Genomic DNA, 21,495 nt, shown 5'->3' with positions numbered 1-21,495 from the left:
AACCGCCCCATGATCACGCGTACACATACCAAGGGCGATGCGCCCTCGACGGCCATCTATTCCGATTGCGAACGCTACCGCTACAGCCTGACGCGCATCTGGGACGACAGCGGAAAGCGCGTGAACTTTGTCATGCTGAACCCGTCCACCGCGACCGAGGTGCAGAACGACCCCACGGTCGAACGCTGCGAACGGCGGGCGCGCACGCTGGGCTATGGCAGCTTTGCCGTCACCAACATCTTTGCCTGGCGCGACACAGATCCCCGCGCGATGAAAGCGGCCAGCGATCCCGTCGGGCCCGGCAATGACGCCGCCATCTTCGACCGCGCGACTTGGGCGGATGACGTGATCGCCGCCTGGGGCACGCATGGTGCGCATCTGGATCGCGGGGCCACGGTGGCCGCGCTGCTGCACAGAACAGACAGGCCGCTGTATCACCTTGGTCTGTCCAAAGCAGGGCATCCGAAACACCCGCTCTACCTGCCATACACGCAACATCCCGAACGCTGGTCAGCACCTGCTGATCACGGCTGAACCCTACACTGTTGGTTAACCAGAAGTCCCAAAACGCTTTGCGCCACTGGGCCAAATCGCCGTATCTCTGACGTGGGCAAATGCGCCCTGAGTATGGGAATCAGTGATGTTGTGGCTTGCGGGATTAATGGGTCTGATGGCGGTCGGTGCCGTAGGTGTGATCGACATGGGCACCGGGACCGAAGAGGACGAGGACGGGCCGGAAAGGGTCAAGGACGGCTCGGACAAGCAGGACACTGACACCGCCGGCGCGGAGGACGAGGCGCAGGAAACCTTGCCGCTTGGCAGCGACGGCAATGATGAACTGATCAGCACCGAGGGCAGTGATACGCTTTATGGTGGGGAAGGGAACGACACCCTCACAGGCGCTGGTGGCGATGACACGCTGCATGGTCAGGATGACCAGGACGTGCTGGATGGCGGCACGGGCAATGACGCGCTTTATGGCCACAACGACGACGATACACTGCAAGGTGGCGCAGGCGACGACACGCTGCATGGCGGCATGCAAAACGACGTGTTGGACGGCGGCGCAGGGGACGATGCAGTGCATGGCGGCCTTGATGACGACACGCTTGAGGGCGGCGCGGGACAGGATTCACTGTTCGGCGGCTATGGCAATGATGTGGTCAACGGCGTGGTCGATGATGAAACCGAGGACGGCGTGCAAGACACGGACGAGGGCGACTACCTGAATGGCGGCGCGGGCGATGACACCATCATCGCAGGCGAAGGGGACACCGTCACTGCGGGCGAAGGCTCAGATACCATCGTCGCGGGCGATTGGATCACCGGTGACGGGACGGCGGACATCAACGATTTCAACGCAGAGGACGACAATATCCTGCTGGTTTATGACGATGCCGCAGACATCCCGGAAATCACGCTCCAGCCAGATCCCGTTGACCCTGGGACGACACAGGTTCTGATGGACGGTGTGGCCGTCGCCAATGTGCTGAACGGTGCCGACATCTCGATCGAGGATATTGCGATCATGCCGCTCAGCCTCGCGCAGTCCTCCGGTCTCGCCCCACTCTGATCGGTTGCAAAATAGGCTTTGCCATCGCCGCGATTCTCTCCTATACGCGCGCATCCCCGGCATTCACCGGGGTTTTATTTGGCCCTGCGCTGGACGACATCCCGGCCTGTGGCGTCTCACACCAACCTGCAAAGGAGATCCCGATGTCGATCACGCCCGAAGAAAAAGCCCGCGTCATGAAAGAATTCGCCACCAAGGAAGGCGACACCGGTTCGCCCGAAGTCCAGGTGGCCATCCTGTCCTCGCGCATCGCGACGCTGACCGAGCACTTCAAGACGCACAAGAAAGACAACCACGGCCGCCGCGGTCTGCTGAAAATGGTTGCACTGCGCCGCAAGCTTCTGGACTACACCAAAGCCAAGGACGAAGCGCGCTACCAGGACCTGATCAAGCGCTTGGGCCTGCGCCGCTAAGCGCCGCGCACCCGCTAAGACAACAAGAACCGCGCTTTGAAAGCGCGGTTTTTTTGACTCCGCACGTCTGGTTGGAACCCATATCTTCGAAATGCACCAGTAGCCACTCAGCGACTGAAGCCGACATTGGTTGAGGTGGGGAATTGCCGTTGGCCAACCTTGCGTCACGCTGCGGACGCACGGCCAAGATGTTCCGTAAGTCTCATTTCGCAGGCTATTTTGCCGTTGGTTCAACGTCGAGCATTCCGAACGTGATCTCTAAGCCTCGCGTAAATCTTTGAGGCCACGAAAAGATCATCCGGGAATACTATGTTGTGGGTTAGGATCGCACTTGACGATAATGTCTCATAGGCTCTCCAATGGTTGCCTATCGACGAAAGTTTCCCGCTCAACCGTTACACCGTCGAGCATTTTCGGAGGTATGTTGTCGCCAACTCCGTGCCTAATCACGTTGCCTCAGCCCGTCAGAAATCCAAGAATGTGTCTGGTTAACTCTACTGGCGCTTCCTCGGGGATTGCATGTCCGCATGACAGAGCGACCCCCGAGACGTGGTTTGCTTTTTCCTGCCAGGTCGCTTTGACGTCATAAAGCTCGCCGACAGTGCTTTGCTCACCCCAAATAGCCAATAATGGAGCGTTGACGCTACTGGTCTGATCTTCGCGATCGTGCTCCAGATCAATGCTCGCAGCCGCTCGGTAGTCTTCGCAAATCGCATGCAGTGTCGCCGGATCACGGTAGCTGCGCAGGTATTCGGCAATCGTGGCCTCGTCCACGGACCCTTCGATCTTCACTTGGCCCGCGATATGTCTGCGCAGGAAGTATTCGGGATCCGACGCGATCATCTTCTCGGGCAGTCCATCGGGTTGGATCAGGAAAAACCACCAGAAATACCGCGTTGCGAACTCTTGATTGGTTTGCGCATACATCGTTTGCATGGGTGCGATATCCAGAACGACGAGGCGATCGACCACCTCAGGAAAATCAAGCGCGAGGCGGTGCGCGACCCGGCCACCACGATCATGGCCGACCACCGAAAACCTCTCGTGGCCCAACTGTTTCATCAAGGCGATCTGATCGGCTGCCATCACCCGTTTGGAATACGGCAGGTGCGATGGATCACTGGCTGGCTTGTCGCTGTCGCCATAGCCTCTCAAATCAGGGGCAATCACGCGGTGGCCTGCCTCTACGAGGCGTGGGGCCACTTTGCGCCAGACCACATGGGTTTGCGGATGGCCGTGCAACAGCAATATCGGCGGTCCTGTCCCGGCACTGGCATAGTTGATGCTGAGGTCATGCAATTGGGTTCTTTGGACATCAAAACCCGTTAGGAAAGCAGATGCGACCACTTACAGCCCGTCCAGCACGGCGTCTGCAATTGCCGCGCCACAAATCTTGGTGTCGGCTGGTCCGCCAAGGTCGGGCGTGCGCAGGGCATCCTGCGACAACACCCGTTCAATCGCGGCGATAATCGACGTGCTGGCCTCTTGTGCACCCAGATGTTCCAGCATCATGGCCGCGGCCCAAATCTGCCCGACCGGGTTGGCGATACCTTGTCCCGCAATGTCTGGCGCCGAGCCATGGACCGGTTCAAACAGCGAGGGGAATTTCCCCTCCGGGTTGATGTTTCCCGAAGGTGCTATCCCAATTGTACCAGTGCAAGCTGGGCCCAGGTCAGACAGGATGTCGCCAAAGAGGTTGGATGCTACAACAACATCGAACCAGTCCGGGTGCAGGACAAACTGGGCCGTCAAAATGTCGATATGATACTTATCAACCTTGATGTCGGGGTATTTCGCGGCCATCTCGGCAACCCGCTCGTCCCAATAGGGCATCGTAATCGAGATTCCGTTGGATTTGGTGGCAGATGTCAGATGCTTGCCGCGCTTTCCCGCCAGATCAAATGCATATTTCAAGATGCGGTCGACACCGACCCGGCTCATCACGGTTTCTTGCAGAACAATCTCTCGATCCGTTCCTGGGAACATCTTCCCGCCGATGGACGAGTATTCACCTTCGGTGTTCTCGCGCACGATCATCATGTCAATTTCGCCGGGGGAGCGACCCGCCAACGGCAGCGGAACACCGGGCATGGCGCGCGCAGGGCGCAAACTGACATATTGATCGAATTCCCGGCGAAATTGGATGAGCGATCCCCAAAGCGAGATATGATCAGGCACAACTTTGGGCCATCCGACGGCCCCAAAAAACAGTGCGTCACTTCCGATCAACTGGTCTTTCCAATCATCGGGAAGCATTTGCCCATGTTTTTCGAAATAGTCGGCGCAAGCAAAGTCGTAATGGTCAAAATCGAATCCGAGATCGAACCGTTTCGAGGCCGCCTCCAGAACACGAATGCCTTCCGGTGTGGTTTCTTTCCCGATCCCGTCGCCAGGGATGACAGCAATTTTCCAGCTGTTCTTTGGCATGTGCTTTGTCCTTATGGGTGCGCCCTGAGTAAGCCAGTCTGTGAAGTCGAGCAACAGAAGCGCGGCGCAGGGGTCTGCCTTGGCGGACGGGAGTGTTAGACCACCTGTCCTCTCTTGCTGGTCGGTTACTCCGCGCCGACGATCTCGAGTATCAACTGTAACGTCGCTGCCGATCGCACCGGGTTTGGGTAGTTTCGGTTCGCCAAGACGACCACGCCAATGTCTTTTCCCGGCACCATGGCGACATACGCACCGAAACCGCTGGTCGCCCCTGTCTTGTTAAAAAACAAAGGGCCATCGACCGGCGCGTCCTTCCTTGTCATCGTCTGCGGTGCAAGCGCCATCTCGCGGCTGTTTCCGGCGGTCAGCTGTTCTGCGGAAACGGGCCATGGGTATCCTTCCCAAATCATGGCCTGCGCAAAATGCGCCGTATCATAGCGAGCCTCGCGAGTCCGAAGGAGCGCCGCCTGCACATCTGCCGTCGTGGAACGCGTGCCAAGATGCGCCTCGAGAAATCGGACCATGTCTGTAACGGAGGACTTTACCCCGTAAGCCTCAGCATCCAGAAAGCCCAGCTTGGCGCGGACGGGGTTGCCACCAAACCGGTGATACCCAAAAGCATAACGTGGCATGGCGGCTTCGGGGACTGTCAAATAGGTGCTCTTGAGCCCGAGTTCAGCCAACAGTTCCTGTTCCAGAGCCGTTTCGTAGTCGCTGCCAAATGCTGCGCCAGTGATCATGCCCAGCAGCCCAATGCTCAGATTGGAATAGGATCGAATGCGCCTGGGATCGTCTTCGGATTTCCATTTTGCCAGCCATTGCGTTAGATCCTGGGCACTTCTGATCTGGCCGGGGACCTGGAGCGGTAAGCCGCCGTTGGCATGAGCGGCGAGGTCGTAGAGCGTGATCGTATCAAAAGCGCTTCCTTCGACGCCAGGTATCCAGTCCGACACCGGATGCTCCAAAGACAGGTGCCCACGCGCCTCGGCCAACCCTGCCAATGCCACATTGAAGAGCTTGCTGACCGAACCAAGCTCAAAAAGGGTGTCCGACGTTACGGGTTGCGAGGTTTCCCGGACAGCGACACCGTAGGTGTAGATGTAGGTTTCGCCGCCATGGGTCACACCGATTGCCATGCCGGGGATGTCATGGGCTTCGATGACCGGACCGAACACCGTTTCGCTGATCTGTTGGAATCTGGTTTCGGTAAGCGGCCCTGACAGGGCAACAGTCGCGACATGGGTGAGGACTAGGGCCAGGCCAAGAACCGTTTTCAAAGGGTGCGCCTCCTTGAGTTTGTTTCGGCTGGCATATGCGCTTTGAACATCGGGGACACCGAAAACGCGTTCGATTCACATATGCAGGAAGGCGGTTTTGGCAATTCAGTGTGCGCTGGCGGGGCGCTGGAATTTCCGACGTGCGACATCAACTGCAGCGCGGGTTATGCAGCCCTCGCTGTGGTCGTTGATGAGCCCCATCGCTTGCATGAATGCAAACACCGTGGTCGGTCCAAGAAACTTCCACCCGCGCTTCTTAAGCTCTTTCGCCAAGGCAACAGAACTCTGGCTGGTCGATTGCGTCTGAGGAACGCCAATTTCATCTGGTCCCGGTTCAAACCCCCAAAAAATGCGGCAAGTGATCCCTCCGCCTCGACCATGTCCACAGCGCGGGCTGCATTGTTGATGACTGCGGTGATTTTTCCGCGATGGCGCACGATGTTCGGATCACTCAGCAGGCGATCTACGTCCCCTGCACCGTAATGGGCGACCTTGTGGAAATCGAAACCATCGAATGCCGCGCGAAAGCCCTCGCGCTTGTTGAGGATGGTTCGCCAACTTAGCCCGGATTGAAAGCTCTCGAGGCACAGCTTTTCAAACAGCCGAATGTCGTCCGAAACAGGAAAACCCCATTCACGATCGTGGTAATCGAGAAACTCGGGCGCACCACCGCACCACCGGCACCGTGGGTGCCCATCCGGCCCGACAAAGCCCGTCATGCCGCGCTGTCTTTCAGGAACGCAAGCCGCGCATCCACTCGACCGGGAGCGACTTGCTGAATGTGCGGCGTTGCGATCCCTTCACGGACAAACGGATCCTGCGCCACACGATGTTCCAGCAAAGCCATATCGGTGCCCAGAGCGAGGATAGCACCACCACCTTGCGGCTTAAGGCTGCCAACCAACAGAAAAACCCCGTCATCAAACCCTTGAGCGATCCAGTCGTTATGGGCGGCCATGAAATCTGGTGCTTTTGACTTCAGCGCAGTTAGTGTCAGTGTAATGATGTACATGTTCAGTCCTTTGTTTCAGCTTGGCTTTGCTGTCCGGCAACGGCGTCGAGCCAGGCAAGCATTTGCGCGACTTCCGCTTCCAGAAACGGCTCATCCGGGTAGGCATTGGCGAGTGTGGCGGCACCCTGACTGCGGGCAAGAATATGCATTGCCAGATCATCGGCATCGGTCACGCGCCCCATCTCTTTGAAACGGTGACGTAGCCAGATGCGGAACAGGTCAAACAACTCTCGGGCGCCTGAACCGCCAGGGTGGTCCAGCTTTGCAAGCTCGGAAAACAAAGTGCCGACCGGGCATCCGAAAGATCGGATCTTTTTGTTGTTCATCAGCAAAATGCGAATGAAACTGGCAACGCAGTCTTTCGGGGTTTGGTCGCTGTCGACCCAGCCTTCGAGCATGTCGTGGCGATCCTTGATGCGGCGTTCAATGACCGCATCAAGGATCTCGTCCTTGGTTTTGAAGTGATAGTAAAAGTTACCCCTCGAGATACCGACGACTTGGGCAACATCCGCGAACGATGTGGCCTCGAACCCGCGTTCGTAGAACAGTTGATCGGCGGAGGTTACGATCTTTTCCCGTGTTGTGGTTGCTGCCATTGTTGGTCCTTCCGGTTTGGTATCACCTTAGGCTGCCGACATCAGGTTTGGGCCAGCGGCGGGGTAGTCGTTGTATCCCGTTTCACCTCCTGCATAAAATGTCGTCCTGTCTATGGTGTTCAGAGGCAAATCTTCGCGGAAACGCCTCACGAGGTCGGGGTTGGCCAGGAACGGTGCCCCAAAGGCGACAAGATCGGCGTGGCCGGATTGAATTGCAGTTTCCGCCGCTGCCTTGGAGTATCCGTTGTTCGCAATGTAGATGCCTGGAAAGAGGGTCCTGAGCTTGCCATAGTTCACGTCCCTTGCGGACCCCTCAATGTGGCCGGTGATTCCCATGCTGGCCTCGGTCACATGAAGGTATGCCAATCCGCGATCTGCGATCATTTCGACAATCCTTTCGAAGTGCCTTTGAGGGTTTGTGTCGGACATTCCGTTGAAGTTGTTTTCCGGAGACAACTTTAGGCCGATGCGCTCTGCCGGGAACACCGTAGCAACCGCATCAAGCACTTCCTGAAGAAACCGCGCTCTGTTTTCGACTGATCCGCCGTAGCCATCCGTGCGCGTGTTGGTTCCATCGCGAAGAAACTGGTCAATGAGATAACCGTTTGCGCCATGCACTTCGACACCATCAAAGCCGGCATCCCGCGCATTCTGCGCCGCAAGACGGAATTGATCCACGACACCGGGAATTTCCAGAGTTTCAAGTCGACGAGGGGTGTCAAAGTCCTGGTACCCGCTGGATGTGAAGGCAGAGCCTGCTGGCCTGAGGGCGGAGGGGGCGACCGGCACTTCGTTGCCCTCTTGGTGAGAGGAATGGGATATCCGGCCGCAATGCTGAAGCTGCGCAAACATGCGACCGCCTTGGGATCTGACGGAATTCAGAACGCGCAGCCAGCCTGCGGTTTGCTGCTGGGTAAACAGACCCGGTGTGTTTGGGTATCCGACGCCTTGTCGCGAGACAGGTGCGGATTCTGAAATGATAAGCCCTGCGGTTGCACGATCGCTGTAATGGTCAGCCATCATCTGCCCGGGCACGCCACCCTCTTCGGCCCTGCTGCGGGACATGGGGGCCATCACCATCCGGTTTTGCAGTTCGAGGCCCTCTAGGGAGACTTTGGAGAAGAGGTTTTTTGTCATCATTTGTTCGCCTGTGATTCTAGGTCAGTTGTCCTAATTTGATCTTATGGGACAAATGTCCTAAATGGTCAACAGGTTTCTTGTCTCGGGCCGGAATCCTCGCGGAAAGGTGCGTGTCTGCCGCGGATGGCAGCCGGCTGGCGCCGCCAGTCTGTCGTTTTCAATTTTGCGAAGACCTGCGCACCGCCGTGCCGATTGCAGCCGGAAAACGCGACAGAAAGGACGGGTCGGCGGCAATCTGATTGCGACCACCGCTTCTCTGGACATCACTTGAGAACGCGCGGGAAAAACCGGACGTGAGGCTGGCGTTAGCTGATTATGACATTCTGCATCATGCCGCGGTCTTCATGCGCCAGAATATGGCAGTGCAACACGAACTTCCCGGTGAATTTCTGATACCTCGTGCGCATTTTGACATAGCCGGGATTGTCTTCCGTGCCAGGCGGCAGGCGCACCGTATCGAGCCACGTGCCCGGCCGCACAGAATTGTCGGAGGTCTCGACAATCTCGAACGGGTTCACGTGGATATGGAAGGGATGCATGAAGCCATTCGTATTCAGAATGTGCCATTCCTCCACGCCCTTCACGTCAAGCAATTGATTTGGCGTGTCTTCATCATATTCATTGCCGTCGATCAGGAAAATCGGGTTGTCCGGATCCGTTCTGTCGACCGAAAACACAACCGTGCGCGTCGGTTTGTTCAATTCTTCCTTATGAATGTGGGGATGGGAGTATTTCCCCGGGATTGTCTGGGGGATGTCCGCGCGGGTGTCGGGAATGCTGCGCGCGTCCAGAAACCCAATCAGTTCGTCATCGGGGATCTGATCGAATTGACCTGCATCGCCCCGCTTCCAGATCTCATAGATCGCGGATTTGGTGGGCCGCACCAACACATCCACGCGGTTGCCAGATGCCATACTGAATTCTGACACCGCCCTCACGTCCTGCACCGGGATCCCGTCATAGGCGATGACGTGCATGTCTTCGTTGCGACCGGTGCCTGCCTCGCGCAGCTCAATATGCAGGAAGTCATGCGTGTTGGCAGCGACGAACCGCCAGCGCTCCAACCCCTTTTCGCTCAGCGTGATCGTCGGCGCATGCAACGCGTTGATCGTCGTGGTTTTGTTGGGTCGGCCCGCGATGTCCTGAATGGTCTTGACCGCCGCGGCGGCCCCGGGCGACGGCTCAGGCTCGATCTGCTGAATGACCAGAAGGCGATCTTCGGCATCCTTGATCCCGTCCAATTCATCGATGCCACCCGTGATAATGATCGCACCGGCCATGCCTTGTTTCACCTGGCTTTCGACCGAGCCATGTTTGTGCGGATGATACCAGAATGTTCCCGACACATGCTCTTTTTCGATCCTGAATTCGTAGTTGTAGTCTTTACCCGGCTCGATACTGAGCGTCACATCATCGGACGGCGCGCGCGGGGAAATCCACAAGCCGTGGGTATGTAGATTGGTGACATTGGGTCCGTGCGGGCTGCGCATCCCTTTCATGCTGGTGTGGGTGTGGCCGCCATCATCGCTGAGATTGTTTTTCAGATAGACATACATCCTGTCCCCAGGTGCCGCGCGCAGGGTCGGGCCGACAAAATGGCCATTGTAATTGCGGTAGCGCAGCACCTGGCCCTCGTGCTCGATCTCGCGCAATGAGATGTCCAGTTCTGCATCCAGGAAACCGCCCTCTGCGTCGATCACTGTCGGTTCATCGAATGGCACATCGTGGGGTTTGGGATTGTCCGATACACCGGGAATGGACAACGGGCGCGATTGCGCACCGGTGCGCAAAGCGGTCGCCGGAAGGGCGACCCCGGCCAACAGCATCGCCAATGTCGTGCGGCGGCGCAGGTTTGTGCGATAATGATCAGGAGGCATACTTCCTCGCTATCTATTTGTTTTCAATGACCACACTCCGGCCTGAAACCGTTTACCTTAGGAAAATCGGATCAATCCCCATGTCGAATTTCAGCAGGTTCTTTTCGTCCACCTGCGCCTTGATCCCGCCGAGCCGTTCGAAGGAGGCCCCATAGTATTGGTGCGTGTCTTGTTCGTGATCGGGAAAGTTGATGAAGGCCCCTGTGCAATGGCTTTCCAACAACACACGGAATTGCCGCACCCAATCCAGCACCTTCTCCTCCTGCTCGGGGCACTTTGAACCCGGATGCCACCAGGCCTGGATTTGCAGCATGTAGGGTCTGTCCCGCCACGGAAATGCACCTTTGCTGTCGTCGAACTCTGCCATGCGCCCGCCCATCCCGTGCAGACTGAGATAAAGGTTGGTGCCGTCAAAGCTGTCACTGGGATCTTCGAAGGCATCCAGATAGTCGGCGGCCGCGGAAAACAGCGCGGCGTCATCCGTTGTGTTCGGGAAGGTCGAACTGACTTTGTGCGGCTCTGGCTCGAATATGCAGGTATTGGGCGGACCAAGTTTCTGTTTCGCGCCGACCTGCAAGGCATAGCCTTGCGGGTTCATCCGCTCCACATCGGGATCATCAAAATCCGCGTCGGGGTCCAGGGGCGGCGCAGCACCCATCGCCGCCATATGCTTGTCAAAAAAGCTTATCGGGTCATCCAGATTCCGCTCTCTAAACGCGGCATATTTGGGGGCTGCCTTTTCCATCAGGTTGTGAAGGGCGTATCTGCACTGCTCTTCGGTGCCATAATATCGCCCCCCGACAACAAAGGGCGGGTTGTTGTAAAAGATGTATTGCGGGTCTTCTTCGACCACGGTCATGCGCGCGAATGTGTTCAGGGCCTTGTCCCCCAGCCTGCACAGCTCGGCCCAGGCAACTGCCGCATCGACACGCGCCGGTTTATCCCACTGCAGCGTGAATTCCGTGTAGGCGTTCGGTGGATCAAAAATCTGGAACTGAAATTTCGTCACCATGCCGAAATTGCCGCCGCCGCCCCCGCGGATCGCCCAAAACAGATCAACGGGATCAACACCCAGCGTCGTCGATGTGCCATCCAGAAAGCCGGTTTGATCCAGCACGACGATATCACCGTTGGGCAACACCATCTCGACCGCCAACAAGGCATCCGAGGTCAGACCAAACTGGCGCGTGGACAAACCCCAGCCACCGCCATGGGTCAGCCCGCCCACGTTTACAGTGTCGCAGCCGCCCGTGGGCAAAAGCCGGTGTTTCGCGCCCAGTGCGGCAATCACGGCGCGCAAACGCAAGCCGGAGTGAACCCACATCGTGTTGGCATTGGTGTCGATTTCGATCCCATCCCCACTGGGCGCCATCAGCACCACACCGTCAGTGTTGGAGCACATCGCCTCATGGTGATGACCCCCAGAACGGAGTGAGACAGCGACGCCAACATGCTCCAGGTTCCGAAACCACCACTGGACATCCAGCGCGTTTTTGCAGGGAACGATCAGGGCCGGGTGTTTCTGTAGCCGATCATTGTGAACGGGCCGTAGCTCCTCATAGGCCTCGGTCCCGCGCGCCAGGAAATGTTTTTTTCCTCTTTAGCTTTTTTAATCAGGTCCTCTAAAGAATGCGGTTTTCCCTCGCCCATGACAGACTTCCCCAAAATCAATTTTCAGTATTCACACAACAATATGCTGGAGGTTACGGCGAAATCCGGCTCCTACAAAACGAATTCTGGAATAGCCCTTCAAGCGGCCCGCGACTGAGCGGCAGACCTGTTCAGAAGTTGGGAGGATCGTTGGTGGCTGGAATACGTTAGGGTCAGGGCCCATTGATTTCCGGTATTGGGCGCGATTTACCGCTTCGGAAATGGAGCGGTGACATGCCTGTTCTTCTCTGCTTGAGCGCTGCGCAAATGGCGCGTTTGGCACCTTGCTATCAAAAGCCCGACGGCAAACTACGCGTAGATGGTCGCAGGATGTCGCGTGGTATTTTCTTCACCAGTCGCAATGGCTTGCGATGGCGAGATGCCTCAAAACGGCAGGGCCTGGCCCGTCTCAACTCTCCAAACAGGTCCGCCACGAATGTAGAGGCTGGAACCCAACCAGCCGCTTTGCCTTCGCGTTGGAGTAAAACGTCTCGCGCGGGCCCATCTCCCCCACCGGCACACCCTCGTAATATCGCGCGACCAGTGCGTCCGTGTCCAAGTCTACCGAGTGGTCATCATTCGAGACGTTGAATACCTCGAACCCAAGGCCGTCCGTGTCCAGACAGCACTGCACCATCTGTCCCAGATCGCGCGCATCGATATAGGCGAAGAAGTTGCGCAGGCGCAGGTCCGGATTCTCGACATAGGCCGGGAAGTTTTCCGCATATTCGTGCGGCTCGATCACGTTGTTGATACGCAACCCGTAGATATCCGCGCCCGAACGGCGTTGAAAACTGCGCGCCGTGACCTCATTGGCAACCTTGGACATGGCATAGCTGTCCTCGGGGATCACCGGGTGGTCCTCGTCCAGCGGCAGGTAATCGGGCTTGCGTTCGCCGTCCGCGAAACAGACGCCATAGGTCGTCTCGGACGAGGCAAAGATCACCTTGCGCACCCCCGCCTTCAGTGCGGCGTCGATGACATTGTAGGTGCCCATGACGTTGGTGCGATAGGTCTCGTTATCGCCCACCACCAGAATGCGTGGCACGGCGGCGAAATGCACGACCGCATCGAAAGATGGCACACCCGTCCCCGGCACCAATTCGTCAAAACCGGCATAGCTTTGCATAACATCGAACACCTGACCGGCATCAGTCATATCCCCAAGGCGGTCGTCGATCCCGTCCATGCCCAGCGGCACCCGGTCGAAATTCACCACCCGGTGGCCCTGATCCCGCAGATAGGCGCAGGCATGTCGCCCCGCCTTGCCTGACCCGCCCGTAAACAAAATCCGCATGCCAACCCCCTCTCGTTTGCGCAAACATAGGCGCGCGGGGACGGTTGGACCAGCGCCCAAAGCGCCCTAGCTTTCGCATATGCACGACTTGCCCCGCCTCGCCCTTTCCGTCCGCCAGCCGTCGGCCTGGGCGATCATCGCGGGGCACAAGCCGATTGAAAACCGCACACTTGGGTCGATCCGAGCGGGCCGCATGGGGCCAGGGCGCATCGCGCTGCATGCTGCGGCCGGGTTGAAAGAGGACGAGTTTCGTTATCTGCACTGGCGCCTGCACAAACACGGGGTCGGCTGCCCCCACCCGCTGGACCTGCCGCGCGGATGCATCATTGGCTCGGTCGAAGTGACGGGGATCATCACCGACTCCGACAGCGAGTGGTTCGGCGGTGTTGCGGGCCTCACCCTGAAAGACCCCGAACCCTGCGATCCCATCCCCTGTCCGGGTGCGCTGGGATACTTCGAATGGCACGCGGGCGGCACCCTCGCCCCACCGGCGAAATGGATGCGGAAATGGGGTACACCCGCCCCCGGGGCGGACACCGACGACCTGTTTCCGGATGCCCCCATCGCCTTTGCCACACCGCCCAAAAGGCCCTGGTAAGGGTGCGCAAGCGCCGCAGGGCCTGGGCGCTTTCAATTCGGCCCATTCTGCTGTATGCGCGCACAATCTGAAAGCACGGCGCCCGGACCCTAGCGCCCGCCAAACAAGATATCGGGGTCAGGGGGAATACGCCCCCTATGCAAATGGCCAATCGGGCCAACTTAGGAAACATAGATGTTCAACGAAGTGAAAAAATCGATGCAGTGGGGCGAGGAAACGCTCACACTGGAAACCGGCAAGGTTGCCCGTCAGGCTGACGGCTCCGTGATTGCCACGCTGGGCGAAACCAGCGTCATGGCGAACGTGACTTTTGCCAAGTCGCCAAAACCGGGTCAGGATTTCTTTCCCCTGACCGTCCACTACCAGGAAAAATACTACGCCGCGGGCAAGATCCCCGGCGGCTTCTTCAAGCGTGAGGCACGGCCCACCGAGAAAGAAACCCTGACCGCCCGCCTGATCGACCGTCCGATCCGGCCCCTGTTCGTCTCCGGCTTCAAGCACGAAGTGCTGGTGATGTGCACCGTTCTGTCCCACGATCTGGTCAACGACCCCGACATCGTCGCGATGATCGCGGCCTCGGCTGCCCTGACCATCTCGGGTGCGCCGTTCATGGGCCCCATCGCCGGTGCACGCGTGGGTTACGAGGATGGCGAATACATCCTGAACCCCACCGTCGACGACATGCAGGACCTGCGCCTGAACCCTGATCAGCGCCTCGACCTGGTTGTGGCCGGCACCAAAGACGCCGTGATGATGGTGGAATCCGAAGCTTACGAGCTGTCCGAAGCAGAGATGCTGGGCGCCGTGAACTTCGCGCACGAGCAAATCCAGCCCGTGATCGACCTGATCATCGCGCTGGCCGAAGAATCCGCCAAGGAACCCTTCGACTTCCAGGCCCCCGACTATTCGGACCTGTACGAAGCGGTCAAAGCGGCAGGCGAAACCCAGATGCGCGCCGCCTTCGCCATCAGTGACAAGCAAGAGCGGACAAGCGCCGTCTCTGCCGCCCGCACCGCGATTGTCGACGCGCTGAGCGAAGAGCAGCAAGAAGACGGCAACCTCGGTTCCGCCCTCAAAAAGCTCGAAGCGTCCATCTTGCGCGGTGACGTTGTGAAAACCGGCACCCGCATCGACGGTCGCAAAACCGACGAGATCCGCGACATCTTGTGCCAGACGGGCCTGCTGCCCCGGACACACGGTTCGGCCCTGTTCACCCGTGGTGAAACCCAAGGTCTGGTCGTGACCACACTGGGCACCGGCGATGATGAACAGTTCATCGACGCGCTGCACGGCAACTTCAAATCGAACTTCCTGCTGCACTACAACTTCCCCCCTATTCGGTGGGTGAAGCGGGTCGCGTGGGCCCTCCCGGCCGTCGCGAAATCGGTCACGGCAAACTGGCATGGCGCGCGTTGCAGGCCGTGCTGCCTGCCAGCACCGACTTCCCCTACACCGTGCGTCTGGTGTCGGAAATCACCGAATCCAACGGTTCGTCCTCGATGGCGTCCGTCTGCGGCGGCTCGCTGTCGATGATGGATGCGGGTGTGCCGCTCAAGAACGCGGTTGCCGGTGTGGCCATGGGCCTGATCCTAGAGGAAGACGGCAGCTACGCCATCCTGTCCGACATTCTGGGTGACGAAGACCACCTGGGCGACATGGACTTCAAAGTGGCAGGCACCGAAAACGGCATCACCTCGCTGCAGATGGACATCAAGATCGCAGGCATCACGCCCGAGATCATGGAGAAAGCCCTCGCACAGGCCAAAGACGGCCGGATGCACATCCTGGGCGAAATGGGCAAAGCCATCACTGGTGCCGCCGAATTCTCGGTCCACGCCCCACGCATCGAAACCATGCAGGTGCCCACGGACAAAATCCGTGAGGTCATCGGTTCGGGCGGTAAAGTGATCCGCGAAATTGTCGAAGTGTCGGGCGCCAAGGTCGACATCAACGACGACGGCATCATCAAGATCGCCTCGCCCAACGGCGAAGCCATCAAGAAGGCCTATGACATGATCCACTCGATCGTGGCCGAACCGGAGGAAGGCGCCATTTACACCGGCACCGTCGTGAAGATCGTCGATTTCGGCGCCTTCGTGAACTTCTTCGGCAAGCGCGACGGCCTGGTGCACGTGTCCCAGATCGAAAACCGCCGCCTGAACCATCCTTCGGACGTGTTGAAGGAAGGCCAGGAGGTCAAGGTCAAGCTGCTGGGCTTTGACGATCGCGGCAAGGTTCGCCTGTCGATGAAAGTTGTCGATCAGGAAACCGGCGAAGAAGTGAAGAAAGAGGAAGCGGCAGAGGAATAATCCCGCCACTTCTCGACAGATCAGGCCCCGGCAACCGCGCCGGGGCCTTTTTTGTTTCCCGCCTTGCTTGCGGCCCAAAACCGGGCGCGGTAGAGCGAACGACAAGGCGCGCGAGGGTGCCGGGAAGACGCATTAAGGTCTCGGAAATGGCTCAAGAGTTTTCAGCATCTGACGTGACCATCGTTACGGTCAGCTACAACAGCGCCGACGCCCTGGCCCAGATGCTGCCCACCCTGCCCGCAGACAGCCCCGTGGTGATCGTCAACAATGCGGGACGGGATGGCGACGAGCTTGACCTCATGGCCAAGTCCCGGCCCCACACCCGCGTCGTGCACAATGACCGCAACCTCGGTTTCGGCGAGGGGTGCAACAAGGGCGTGCGCGCGGTCGAGACCGAGTTTGTCTTTCTGCTGAACCCGGACACGCAAATCGAGGAAAACACGCTGCCCGCGCTGATCGCGGCTGCGGGTCGCTATGAAGGCATGGCCGCCTTCAACCCGCGCATCGCCTTTCAGGACGGCAAGCCGCATTTCAAACGCCGCTCGGTTTTGCTGCCCCGTTCGCAATGGTTGCCCCGCGGATGGCCAGAAACCGAGTGCGATGTGCCGGTTCTGGCTGGATCGGCCATCTTTGCCCGCACCAAGGTGCTGCGGCAGGTGCAGTTCGACCCCCGGATTTTCCTCTATCACGAGGATGACGACTGGTCCCTGCGGCTGGTCAATGGGGGTGGGCGGCTGATCTTTGTGCCGGATGCGCATATCACGCACCTGTCCGGCCAATCCTCCGGGCGTCGTCCCGAGGTGGCCAAGTTCAAGGGGTTCCACCTTGGCCGATCCCGCATCTTTGCAATGGAACGGCACAAACGCCCCTTTGCGCGCGCGCGTTCGATCCTGCATGCCATCGGGCAGCTTTTGTCGCCCACCACTTGGGGTTCGGCGCGCAAACGGGCCAAGGCGGTCGGCTTTTACATCGGGGTCCGCTACCCGACGAAATTCTACGGCGATGTGTCCGAGATTCCGCCGCAGGTCTTTCACATGCCGGGCTGGAAATTGCGGCGCGAGCTCAAGCGGCTGGTGCATCAAAGCATGGCGGCCCCCCGCGCGCTGTATGACATCTGGTTTCGCACCAAGGTACACGACGCTGTGCAGCGCAAGCACATCAAACGGTCCATGGGGCAGGTGCCACGCGGCGACCGGGTTGCCATCTACCTCGTCTATGCACGCGACGGGCTGTTGCCCAGCCACAAGGCCTCCATCGCTCATATCCGCGAAAGCGGCTATGCGCCTTTCGTGATCTCGAACCTGCCCCTGTCAGAGGTCGATCAGGCCTATCTGGCCGACAACACCTGGCAATTCCTGTCGCGGCCCAATCTGGGCTACGACTTTGGCGGCTACCGCGAAGGGTTCATGAGCCTTGTGTCCGAGATCGACGATCTGGAATACGTCGCCTTCCTGAATGACAGCTCTTGGTTCCCTGTGCCCGGCACCCAAAACTGGCTGGAACAGGCCGAAGCACTGGGCGTTGACTATGCAGGGGCCGCCACGAGCTTTGGCATCCCGCGTGTGCCGCGTGATCAATACCAGACGATCCAGTGGGACTACGACACCAGCCTCAGCGAATTCCACTACTGCTCCTACGCGATCCTGGTGGGCAAGAACATGCTGCGCGACAAGCGCTACCACCGGTTCTGGGCGACCTATGTGCTGAGCGAGAAAAAGAACAAGGTCGTGCGTCGGGGTGAAATGGGGATGAGCCGCTTTGCCATCGACACCGGGTTCACCCATGGCGCGACCTACGACATGCGCACACTGCCTGATCAACTGGCCAAGTGTACGGATGACGAATTGCAGCACTACGCCCACAACATGGTGTTTCTGGGCGAATGGATCATGAAGGAAGTGCTCGACAACGTCCTGCCCAGCATTGACGCCCACCGCTCTGCAGCGGACCGGCAAGAGACGATCAAGCTGATCCTCGCCACCGCTGCGCGCTTTGGCATCAGCTATGTGCTGCCCGAGTTCCTGCACAAGCATCACCAGTTCCCCTTCGTGAAAAAATCGCCCTTGGGCATCTATCAGGGCGACTCGGATGTGATGTACGCGTTCAGCAAAATGCTTGAAGGGCCGAACGGGCGTATCATACAAGACGAGATGGAAATGATACGGCGCTCGAAAGGGTTCCAGACCGACGCGCCGCCTGCGGTGCATGCCCCGAAACTCAACGCCTGAGGATATCCGTTTGCGTCTGTTCCGCCGCCGTCCCCCCGAAAACCCCCACCTGAAATACGTACGTCAGATCGAGGCGGGGACACCCATCGAATATCACGGGATCACCGTGCCGGTGACCGAAGGGCATATGCCCCTGCCCATCCTGATCCAGATCGCCGAAGACGCCTATGAACGCCCCGAACTGCGCGCCGCTGAAGGCATGGTGCAGTCGGGCGACCGCATCCTCGAGATGGGCACGGGCCTTGGCATCGTGTCCGGCCTGATCAGTCGCATGGCCGAGGGCGTCGAAATCCGCAGCTTCGAGGCGAACCCGAACCTGCTGCCCCACATCGCAGAGCTGCACCGCCTCAACGACATCACCAATGTCTCCGTGACGCACGCGATGCTCGAACCCGACCCCGCCTCGGACACGCGCATGTTCCATGTGCACAAGTACTTTTCCGAAGGCTCGATCTTTCAGACCGAGATGAGCGAAGAGGCCATCGAGATCCCCGTGCTGGACATCAACGCCGTGGTGCAGGAATTCAAACCCACGGTCCTTGTCTGCGACATCGAAGGCGCGGAGGAGGTGGTGATTCCCAACTGCGATCTGTCGACACTGCGCGCGCTGGTGCTGGAACTGCACCCTGCGGTGATGTCACGGATGGGCATGAAGCGGATATTCGACGCCTGCCTGGGCGCCGGGCTCTACCCCCGGATCGAACTGTCGTCCGAACAGGTGGTCGCGTTCGAAAAGATCGAACAGGGCTAGGGCGGGCAGCCGACGACACGCGCCGTCTGCCCGCATTCGCGTTAGCTGGGCGCCTTGGTGGTCCGCAGATAGGGCAGCACGGTGGTGAACTCACCGAACTTGGCCTTGGCGTCCTCGTCCGACACGGTCGCGGGGATGATCACGTCATCACCCACATTCCAGTTCGCAGGCGTCGCCACCCCCTTGCCCACGGATGTCTGCAACCCGTCGAGCGCGCGCAGCACCTCGGCAAAGTTGCGGCCCACGGTCATCGGATAGGTCATCGACAGTTTCAACTGCTTGTCCGGGCCAATGATAAAGACCGAGCGCACGGTCGCACTGTCCGCAGGCGTGCGGCCATCGGGCAGGTAGGCTTCGGCTGGCAGCATGTCAAAGGCCTTGGACACTTCCAGCCCCGCATCGGCGATGATGGGGAAACCGGCCGTGGTGCCTGCGACCTTCTCGATGTCGCCCTTCCACTTCTTGTGGTCCTCGACCCCGTCCACGGACACGCCGATCACCTTGGTGCCGCGCTTTTCCCACTCGTCCGCCAGTTGTGCCACCGCACCGAATTCAGTCGTGCAGACAGGGGTGAAATCCTTGGGGTGCGAAAAAAGAATGGCCCAGCTGTCGCCAATCCACTCGTGCAGCGAAATGGTGCCGTGGTCCGTTTCGACCGTCAAATCGGGGATCGTGTCGTTAATGCGCAAACCCATGGTGTCCTCCGTCAGGATAATGTCATCAAACGCAACCTAAGGCATCGCGCAGCCGTTTTCATCCCCCCGTCTTGCCGCCCCGCACACAGGGTGCCAAAGTCCCCCCAAACGCACAGGAAAGGCATCACCATGCTCGAGAAACGCGACTTCTATATCAACGGCCAGTGGGTCGCCCCGATCAACGGCACCGACCACCACGTCATCGACCCCTCCACCGAAGAACCCACCGCCGTCATCTCGCTTGGCGGGCAAGAGGATGCCGAGGCTGCCATCGCCGCTGCCAAGGCTGCCTTTCCCGCCTGGATGGCCACCGACCCGTCCGAGCGGATCGCGTTGGTCGAGAAACTGATCGAGGTCTACAATGCCCGCGCCGAGGATCTTGCCACCGCCATGTCCGCCGAAATGGGCGCGCCCGTGGACATGTCGCGCGGCCAGCAGGTCGGCGCAGGCACCTACCATCTCAAAAACTTCATCCGCGCCGCCAAGTCCTTCGACTTTATCAAGCCTTTGGGAGATCACGCCCCGAATGACAGGATCATCCACGAACCCGTCGGCGTCGCCGCTCTGATCACGCCGTGGAACTGGCCGATGAACCAAGTCACGCTCAAGGTCGGGGCCGCCGCTATCGCGGGCTGCACCATGGTGTTGAAACCGTCCGAGGAATCCCCCCTCAATGCCATGATCTTTGCCGAGATGATGGACGAGGCGGGCTTCCCCCCGGTGTATTCAACATGGTGAACGGCGACGGCGCGGGCGTCGGCACGGTCCTGTCGGGGCACAAGGATGTCGATATGGTTTCCTTCACCGGGTCATCGCGCGCGGGCACGCTGATCTCGAAAAATGCCGCCGACACGTTGAAACGCGTGCATCTGGAACTGGGCGGCAAAGGGGCGAACGTCATCTTTGACGATGCCGATGAAAAGGCCGTCAAACGCGGTGTGCTGCACATGATGAACAACACAGGCCAGTCCTGCAACGCCCCCTCTCGCATGCTGGTGCAGCGCGGCAAATACGACGCGGCGGTGGAAGAGGCCGCAGCGGTCGTAGGCAAGGTCACCGTCGGCCCTGCAAGCGAAGAAGGGCGCCATATCGGCCCCGTCGTGAACGAAGCCCAGTGGAACAAGATCCAGGGCCTGATCGAAAAGGGGATTGCCGAAGGGGCCAAGCTGGTCGCCGGTGGCCCGGGTCGCCCCGAAGGGTTCAACAAGGGATTCTATGTGCGCCCGACCGTGTTTGCGGATGTGACCAACGACATGACCATCGCGCGCGAGGAAATCTTTGGCCCCGTCCTGTCGATCATCCCGTTCGAGACAGAGGAAGAGGCCGTGGAGATTGCAAATGACACGGTCTATGGCCTCACCAACTATGTCCAGACGCAGGACGGCGCGCGCCTGAACCGGATGGCAACCAAACTGCGCTCAGGCATGGTCGAGATGAACGGCACGTCGCGCGCCGCAGGCTCACCCTTTGGTGGTATGAAACAGTCCGGCAACGGACGCGAGGGCGGCATCTGGGGCATCGAGGATTTCCTCGAGGTGAAGGCGGTGTCAGGCTGGGCGGCAGAGTAAACCAACGCGCAGGGCGGGGCTCACCCCGCCCTGAAACGCATGCCCTCGGCTGTGTTTGGATCCAGGTCCGGGTAGAGCCCGGAC

The 21,495-nt window shown here is 59.2% G+C and carries 16 protein-coding genes and 3 pseudogenes; 8 read left to right on the top strand and 11 right to left on the bottom strand.

Annotated elements, in window-relative coordinates:
• Positions 1-9: 9 nt before the first annotated feature.
• From ACMHLQ_RS14120 to rpsO, 3 genes are all read left to right on the top strand, one after another.
• A complete protein-coding gene (locus tag ACMHLQ_RS14120) occupies positions 10-534 on the top strand; it encodes a DUF1643 domain-containing protein (protein WP_415401299.1) in 525 nt (174 codons plus the stop codon).
• A gap of 106 nt (positions 535-640) precedes the next feature.
• Entirely contained in the window at positions 641-1,573 is a 933-nt protein-coding gene (locus tag ACMHLQ_RS14115; RefSeq protein WP_415401298.1) for a calcium-binding protein, read from the top strand.
• A 143-nt stretch (positions 1,574-1,716) separates the two neighbouring features.
• Positions 1,717-1,986 carry a 30S ribosomal protein S15 gene (rpsO, locus tag ACMHLQ_RS14110; RefSeq protein ID WP_415401296.1) on the top strand — a complete coding sequence of 90 codons (270 nt, stop codon included), beginning with the start codon at positions 1,717-1,719 and terminating at the stop codon, positions 1,984-1,986.
• 456 nt (positions 1,987-2,442) lie between these two features.
• On the opposite strand, the gene ACMHLQ_RS14105 is transcribed toward rpsO, so the two are convergent.
• From ACMHLQ_RS14105 to ACMHLQ_RS14060, 10 genes and pseudogenes are all read right to left on the bottom strand, one after another.
• Positions 2,443-3,189, bottom strand: a complete 747-nt coding sequence (locus tag ACMHLQ_RS14105) for an alpha/beta fold hydrolase (RefSeq protein WP_415405289.1) — start codon at positions 3,187-3,189, stop codon at positions 2,443-2,445.
• A gap of 144 nt (positions 3,190-3,333) precedes the next feature.
• The gene (locus tag ACMHLQ_RS14100; RefSeq protein ID WP_415401295.1) at positions 3,334-4,413 is read right to left on the bottom strand and encodes a tartrate dehydrogenase; all 1,080 of its coding nucleotides are present in this window, start codon (positions 4,411-4,413) and stop codon (positions 3,334-3,336) included.
• A 125-nt stretch (positions 4,414-4,538) separates the two neighbouring features.
• Complete coding sequence (gene ampC, locus ACMHLQ_RS14095) at positions 4,539-5,690, bottom strand: class C beta-lactamase (protein WP_415401294.1); 1,152 nt, start codon at positions 5,688-5,690, stop codon at positions 4,539-4,541.
• Between the two features lie 105 nt (positions 5,691-5,795).
• Positions 5,796-6,409: pseudogene (locus ACMHLQ_RS14090) on the bottom strand (DNA-3-methyladenine glycosylase I).
• Positions 6,406-6,702: a YciI family protein gene (locus ACMHLQ_RS14085; protein ID WP_415401293.1), complete on the bottom strand. Its 297-nt coding sequence runs from the start codon at positions 6,700-6,702 to the stop codon at positions 6,406-6,408. Before ACMHLQ_RS14085 ends, ACMHLQ_RS14090 begins: the two are co-directional and overlap by 4 nt.
• A 2-nt stretch (positions 6,703-6,704) precedes the next feature.
• Entirely contained in the window at positions 6,705-7,298 is a 594-nt protein-coding gene (locus ACMHLQ_RS14080) for a TetR/AcrR family transcriptional regulator (protein WP_415401292.1), read from the bottom strand.
• A gap of 27 nt (positions 7,299-7,325) precedes the next feature.
• Positions 7,326-8,435, bottom strand: coding sequence for an alkene reductase (locus tag ACMHLQ_RS14075; protein ID WP_415401291.1), 1,110 nt, complete (start codon positions 8,433-8,435; stop codon positions 7,326-7,328).
• A gap of 308 nt (positions 8,436-8,743) precedes the next feature.
• Positions 8,744-10,315: a multicopper oxidase family protein gene (locus ACMHLQ_RS14070; protein ID WP_415401290.1), complete on the bottom strand. Its 1,572-nt coding sequence runs from the start codon at positions 10,313-10,315 to the stop codon at positions 8,744-8,746.
• 52 nt (positions 10,316-10,367) lie between these two features.
• Positions 10,368-11,774, bottom strand: a complete 1,407-nt coding sequence (locus ACMHLQ_RS14065; RefSeq protein WP_415405288.1) for an FAD-binding protein — start codon at positions 11,772-11,774, stop codon at positions 10,368-10,370.
• 600 nt (positions 11,775-12,374) lie between these two features.
• Positions 12,375-13,262 carry an NAD-dependent epimerase/dehydratase family protein gene (locus ACMHLQ_RS14060; protein ID WP_415401289.1) on the bottom strand — a complete coding sequence of 296 codons (888 nt, stop codon included), beginning with the start codon at positions 13,260-13,262 and terminating at the stop codon, positions 12,375-12,377.
• Between the two features lie 79 nt (positions 13,263-13,341).
• Between ACMHLQ_RS14060 and ACMHLQ_RS14055 the strand changes: the two genes are divergently transcribed.
• The 4 genes and pseudogenes from ACMHLQ_RS14055 to ACMHLQ_RS14040 all read left to right on the top strand — a co-directional run bounded on the left by ACMHLQ_RS14055 (position 13,342) and on the right by ACMHLQ_RS14040 (position 19,148).
• Positions 13,342-13,860: a hypothetical protein gene (locus ACMHLQ_RS14055; protein WP_415401288.1), complete on the top strand. Its 519-nt coding sequence runs from the start codon at positions 13,342-13,344 to the stop codon at positions 13,858-13,860.
• 174 nt (positions 13,861-14,034) lie between these two features.
• Positions 14,035-16,169: pseudogene (pnp, locus tag ACMHLQ_RS14050) on the top strand (polyribonucleotide nucleotidyltransferase).
• A gap of 146 nt (positions 16,170-16,315) precedes the next feature.
• On the top strand, positions 16,316-18,397 hold the full coding sequence (locus ACMHLQ_RS14045) for a rhamnan synthesis F family protein (protein ID WP_415401287.1): 2,082 nt from the start codon (positions 16,316-16,318) through the stop codon (positions 18,395-18,397).
• Positions 18,375-19,148, top strand: coding sequence for an FkbM family methyltransferase (locus tag ACMHLQ_RS14040; RefSeq protein WP_415401286.1), 774 nt, complete (start codon positions 18,375-18,377; stop codon positions 19,146-19,148). Before ACMHLQ_RS14045 ends, ACMHLQ_RS14040 begins: the two co-directional genes overlap by 23 nt.
• Before the next feature lie 41 nt (positions 19,149-19,189).
• Here ACMHLQ_RS14040 and ACMHLQ_RS14035 read toward each other — a convergent pair whose 3' ends face one another.
• Positions 19,190-19,843: a peroxiredoxin gene (locus tag ACMHLQ_RS14035; RefSeq protein ID WP_415401285.1), complete on the bottom strand. Its 654-nt coding sequence runs from the start codon at positions 19,841-19,843 to the stop codon at positions 19,190-19,192.
• Between the two features lie 129 nt (positions 19,844-19,972).
• Here ACMHLQ_RS14035 and ACMHLQ_RS14030 point away from each other — a divergent pair.
• A pseudogene (locus ACMHLQ_RS14030) lies at positions 19,973-21,411 on the top strand (aldehyde dehydrogenase family protein).
• The last annotated feature ends 84 nt before the right edge of the window (positions 21,412-21,495 follow it).

This window comes from Tateyamaria algicola (genome assembly GCF_047715485.1).
In the GTDB taxonomy this organism is placed as follows: Bacteria; Pseudomonadota; Alphaproteobacteria; order Rhodobacterales; family Rhodobacteraceae; genus Tateyamaria.
Note: the sequence above shows the minus strand (reverse complement) of the source record. Positions and strands in the feature narration are given on the sequence as shown.

What these genes read in the sequence shown, in the direction of transcription:
- ACMHLQ_RS14120 (WP_415401299.1), top strand. Translation starts at nt 10, where the DNA reads ATGATCACGCGTACACATACCAAGGGCGATGCGCCCTCGACGGCCATC.
- ACMHLQ_RS14115 (WP_415401298.1), top strand. Translation starts at nt 641, where the DNA reads ATGTTGTGGCTTGCGGGATTAATGGGTCTGATGGCGGTCGGTGCCGTA.
- rpsO (WP_415401296.1), top strand. Translation starts at nt 1,717, where the DNA reads ATGTCGATCACGCCCGAAGAAAAAGCCCGCGTCATGAAAGAATTCGCC.
- ACMHLQ_RS14100 (WP_415401295.1), bottom strand. Translation starts at nt 4,413, where the DNA reads ATGCCAAAGAACAGCTGGAAAATTGCTGTCATCCCTGGCGACGGGATC.
- ACMHLQ_RS14085 (WP_415401293.1), bottom strand. Translation starts at nt 6,702, where the DNA reads ATGTACATCATTACACTGACACTAACTGCGCTGAAGTCAAAAGCACCA.
- ACMHLQ_RS14080 (WP_415401292.1), bottom strand. Translation starts at nt 7,298, where the DNA reads ATGGCAGCAACCACAACACGGGAAAAGATCGTAACCTCCGCCGATCAA.
- ACMHLQ_RS14075 (WP_415401291.1), bottom strand. Translation starts at nt 8,435, where the DNA reads ATGACAAAAAACCTCTTCTCCAAAGTCTCCCTAGAGGGCCTCGAACTG.
- ACMHLQ_RS14070 (WP_415401290.1), bottom strand. Translation starts at nt 10,315, where the DNA reads ATGCCTCCTGATCATTATCGCACAAACCTGCGCCGCCGCACGACATTG.
- ACMHLQ_RS14060 (WP_415401289.1), bottom strand. Translation starts at nt 13,262, where the DNA reads ATGCGGATTTTGTTTACGGGCGGGTCAGGCAAGGCGGGGCGACATGCC.
- ACMHLQ_RS14055 (WP_415401288.1), top strand. Translation starts at nt 13,342, where the DNA reads ATGCACGACTTGCCCCGCCTCGCCCTTTCCGTCCGCCAGCCGTCGGCC.
- ACMHLQ_RS14045 (WP_415401287.1), top strand. Translation starts at nt 16,316, where the DNA reads ATGGCTCAAGAGTTTTCAGCATCTGACGTGACCATCGTTACGGTCAGC.
- ACMHLQ_RS14040 (WP_415401286.1), top strand. Translation starts at nt 18,375, where the DNA reads ATGCCCCGAAACTCAACGCCTGAGGATATCCGTTTGCGTCTGTTCCGC.
- ACMHLQ_RS14035 (WP_415401285.1), bottom strand. Translation starts at nt 19,843, where the DNA reads ATGGGTTTGCGCATTAACGACACGATCCCCGATTTGACGGTCGAAACG.